Below are 3,151 nucleotides of genomic sequence, written 5' to 3'. Positions count from 1 at the left end.
CAAGTTATTTTTTGCATATTACTTAAACACGGTTTTTAAATTTTACCTTTTCTTCAGAATATAGTTTTTCCTATCCTCTTTTTTAGGTTCATTACCAAACGAGTCAATCAAAATAATATTGTTGTCATCCCTCACCTTGTAGAATATATTGTCACCACTCGAAGGATGTATGAACATCAAGATATTTCCGTCAAGCACTTGAAATGTTCCCCTTAACTTTTCCTGTTCATTTTGCTCTTCCTTGTATGTCTGTATCAACAAATAGGTTCCGTTAATATTTAATGTGAGTATTGTCTCAACATCAGTCTGCAACACACCGCAATATGTTCCAACAACAGAATCCAAACTGACTCCAATTCCTAAAACTGCCGTATATTCTTCTATCCTGATAGAAGAATATACTTACATCATTTTGTCCTGTGCCACATAGACAAGCTCTTCTCTGTAAACAGAGACGAAAATGTCATAGACTATGTCAAAAATCGTGTTGCAGCTTACGAAGATTCTGTTCTCAAATACAATGAAATGGTACGGATGGCTGCATACAAAGACAGTGTAGCTAATGAACTTCGCAGAGAGTCTAATAGCATAAAACGTACTATTAAAAATTACCAATAATTTTTATCCAATACCCCAATGAGATGGAATTTACATTCAAATCCATTTCATTGGGACATATAATTAAAACTGTTTATTTGTTTCTAATAACATATTCAAATTCATCAAAATTCTCATATCCTAATTCTATTAAGACTTGGCGACTGTGTTTCCTGTCATCTTCGGTGTTGAACTTGGGGATTATGGGGAGACGAAGGATGATCTTGTCTTTATGTTTGGCATGAGTGTTGAGCCAGACAAGGTTGTCGATAACTTGCCGGTTGGGCTTACCTGTGTAGGCTTGATAGATGGCAGGATTCATGTCCTTGATGTCGATGATAAAGGAGTCAATATATGGGGTGACTTTCTCCAAGTGATGGCGAGGTACGTTTAGACTCGTCTCCATCGTAAAGTGCCATCCCTCTGGGCATAGTTCACAAAACTCCTTTATGAATGAACTCCACAGAAGCGGTTCACCTCCACCAAAACAGATGCCGCCTCCTGTAGCTAAGAAGTAGAGGTTGTCCATCTCCACGTTCGCCATCAGCAGTTCTGTATCCACCTCCTGCCATACGCCGTCAGCATCAAGGCATTGGGGATTGAGACAGTATTTGCAACGAAGCGGACAACCGTGGAATGCCACAAGCGTGGTGACGCCCTCGCCGTCAATTGTAAGGCGATGACGGTCGATACAGATAAGTGGAGCTGTATTCATCTTATTCAGGTCTGAAATTTACAGGAACAACATATTTCATTTTCACAGCTTTGCCATTTTGTTTTGCAGGATTCCATTTTGGCATACTTTTCACAACCCTGATGGCTTCCTTGTCAAGTTCAGGGCTAATGCTTCTAATTACCTTTACATCACTCAGACTTCCGTCCTCGTTTACAATAAAGACAACATTAACTCTGCCCATAGCAGCACCTTCCCTACAAATTTCTGGATAGCGTAGATTATCCTTGATGTATTTCATCAATGCAGCCATACCACCTGGGAATGAAGGCATCTCCTCTACAACACCAAATATATTGCTGTTTTCTATGGAGTCTGTATCAACAGCTGATTGCATTAAAGCGGTATTGCCTTTTTTTGATTTCTTGGATGTGGTACCTTTCCTATCATTTGAAGTTTGCTCTTTTGTTATTTCCATTCGAGGATTGCTTGGAATCTCTCCTAGTTTTCTATTTTCTTCTTCTGCATGTTTAGCCTCATCACTAAGCGATATATCTCCTTCCAATTGTCCGTCTCCAGGTTTAGGCTCTTCTTTTTTCACTATATTAAGTTCACTTTTAGTAGCATCAGGAGATATACTTTGTACCTTTCCATCCGAACAAGCTGTCATAGCGACAAGTCCTGCTGCTATGCCTGCTACCTTAATGGCTTTTCCTGCCATTTGTCTAAGGTGCAGCTCATATTCCAAGTCTCTTACATCTTGCTCACATTTAGGGCAAGTTCCCATACATTCACCCTTATAATTACATTCTTCAGGTGAATAGTCTATCCCATTTGCATCCGCTATTTGTTTGCGAATGGCTTTGAGGGTATTGCATATGTTACGTCCTCTTGTTACCATTGCTTATTTTCTTTTATGCTTATGTCCTTTTTTTACAACAACTATTTCTCCTGTGAGTCCTCCACTTTCTGTCAAAGTGATAACATTGAGCTTTTCGAGGTTCATTTCAGAGAGTTTGATAATTCTGTCTTGCATACCAATGAACTTTATGGTGATTGTATCTTTTGGCTCCACTTCAATTGTGAAGTTTCCATCAATGTCTGCTGCTGTTTTCTTTCCAGAAAGTTTAGCTGTGATGAAGGCACTAACAATCGGTTCTTTCGTATTTTCGTCAATAATATGACCTTGGACAAAAAGGACTCCTTTCTTCCTAAATGATTCTTTATCTTTTAGCAGAATAGAATCTTTGGATGTGTATTCTTGGAAGCGAATAGGAATAACTTTCTTTGATAGTAGTGGTGTCGAGTTATAGTAGCCTTTTTGTGTAGAACATGACGTAATAGATGCAGCAAGAGCAATTATTCCCAATGCCACTCCCGCAACCTTTATAGCCTTCCCTGCTTTCAGTCTAAGTCGCAACTCATGTTCCAAATATCTCACATCTTGCTCGCATTTGGGGCAAGTTCCCTTGCATTCACCAGTGAAGTGGCATTCTTCTGGTGAATAGTCAATCCCATTAGCATCTGCTATTTGTTTGCGAATTGCCTTGAGGGTATCGCAGATGTTGTGTCCTTTGGCTTTCATAAATTGCTGTTTTTAGATGTTCAACATTCTCTTTACTCACAAAATGAGTATATTATTAGTCATAATCCCTAAAAAATACTCATTTATAATTCTAATTTCAAAAATACGAAAAACAATCCACATACAAGAATAATTTTTGTTGTATTATAAGAAATGGGATTGTTTTTAACTTTTTCGCTGCTTTTGATGCCGTATATAGAATTTATCTGTGTTCCTCATGGGTGCTGAGTTCACTGATATGCTCGTCCACGAAGAAGAGAAGGGTGGTCTGTGTCTTGACGCTGCCCTGCAAAGCC

The 3,151-nt window shown here is 38.8% G+C and carries 4 protein-coding genes; all 4 read right to left on the bottom strand.

The window, feature by feature from the left end:
• Positions 1–42: 42 nt before the first annotated feature.
• The 4 genes from DW917_RS14795 to DW917_RS14780 all read right to left on the bottom strand — a co-directional run bounded on the left by DW917_RS14795 (position 43) and on the right by DW917_RS14780 (position 2,855).
• A complete protein-coding gene (locus DW917_RS14795; RefSeq protein ID WP_233524765.1) occupies positions 43–345 on the bottom strand; it encodes a copper resistance protein NlpE N-terminal domain-containing protein in 303 nt (100 codons plus the stop codon).
• A 346-nt stretch (positions 346–691) separates the two neighbouring features.
• Positions 692–1,312: a radical SAM protein gene (locus tag DW917_RS14790; RefSeq protein ID WP_118119924.1), complete on the bottom strand. Its 621-nt coding sequence runs from the start codon at positions 1,310–1,312 to the stop codon at positions 692–694.
• A gap of 1 nt (position 1,313) precedes the next feature.
• Positions 1,314–2,171, bottom strand: a complete 858-nt coding sequence (locus DW917_RS14785) for an energy transducer TonB (protein ID WP_233524764.1) — start codon at positions 2,169–2,171, stop codon at positions 1,314–1,316.
• Between the two features lie 3 nt (positions 2,172–2,174).
• Complete coding sequence (locus tag DW917_RS14780; RefSeq protein ID WP_118119922.1) at positions 2,175–2,855, bottom strand: carboxypeptidase-like regulatory domain-containing protein; 681 nt, start codon at positions 2,853–2,855, stop codon at positions 2,175–2,177.
• Positions 2,856–3,151: the final 296 nt, after the last annotated feature.

The sequence above is a fragment of the Prevotella sp. AM42-24 genome (assembly GCF_003461825.1).
In the GTDB taxonomy this organism is placed as follows: Bacteria; Bacteroidota; Bacteroidia; order Bacteroidales; family Bacteroidaceae; genus Prevotella; species Prevotella hominis.
This window is presented reverse-complemented; position numbering and strand designations above follow the sequence as displayed.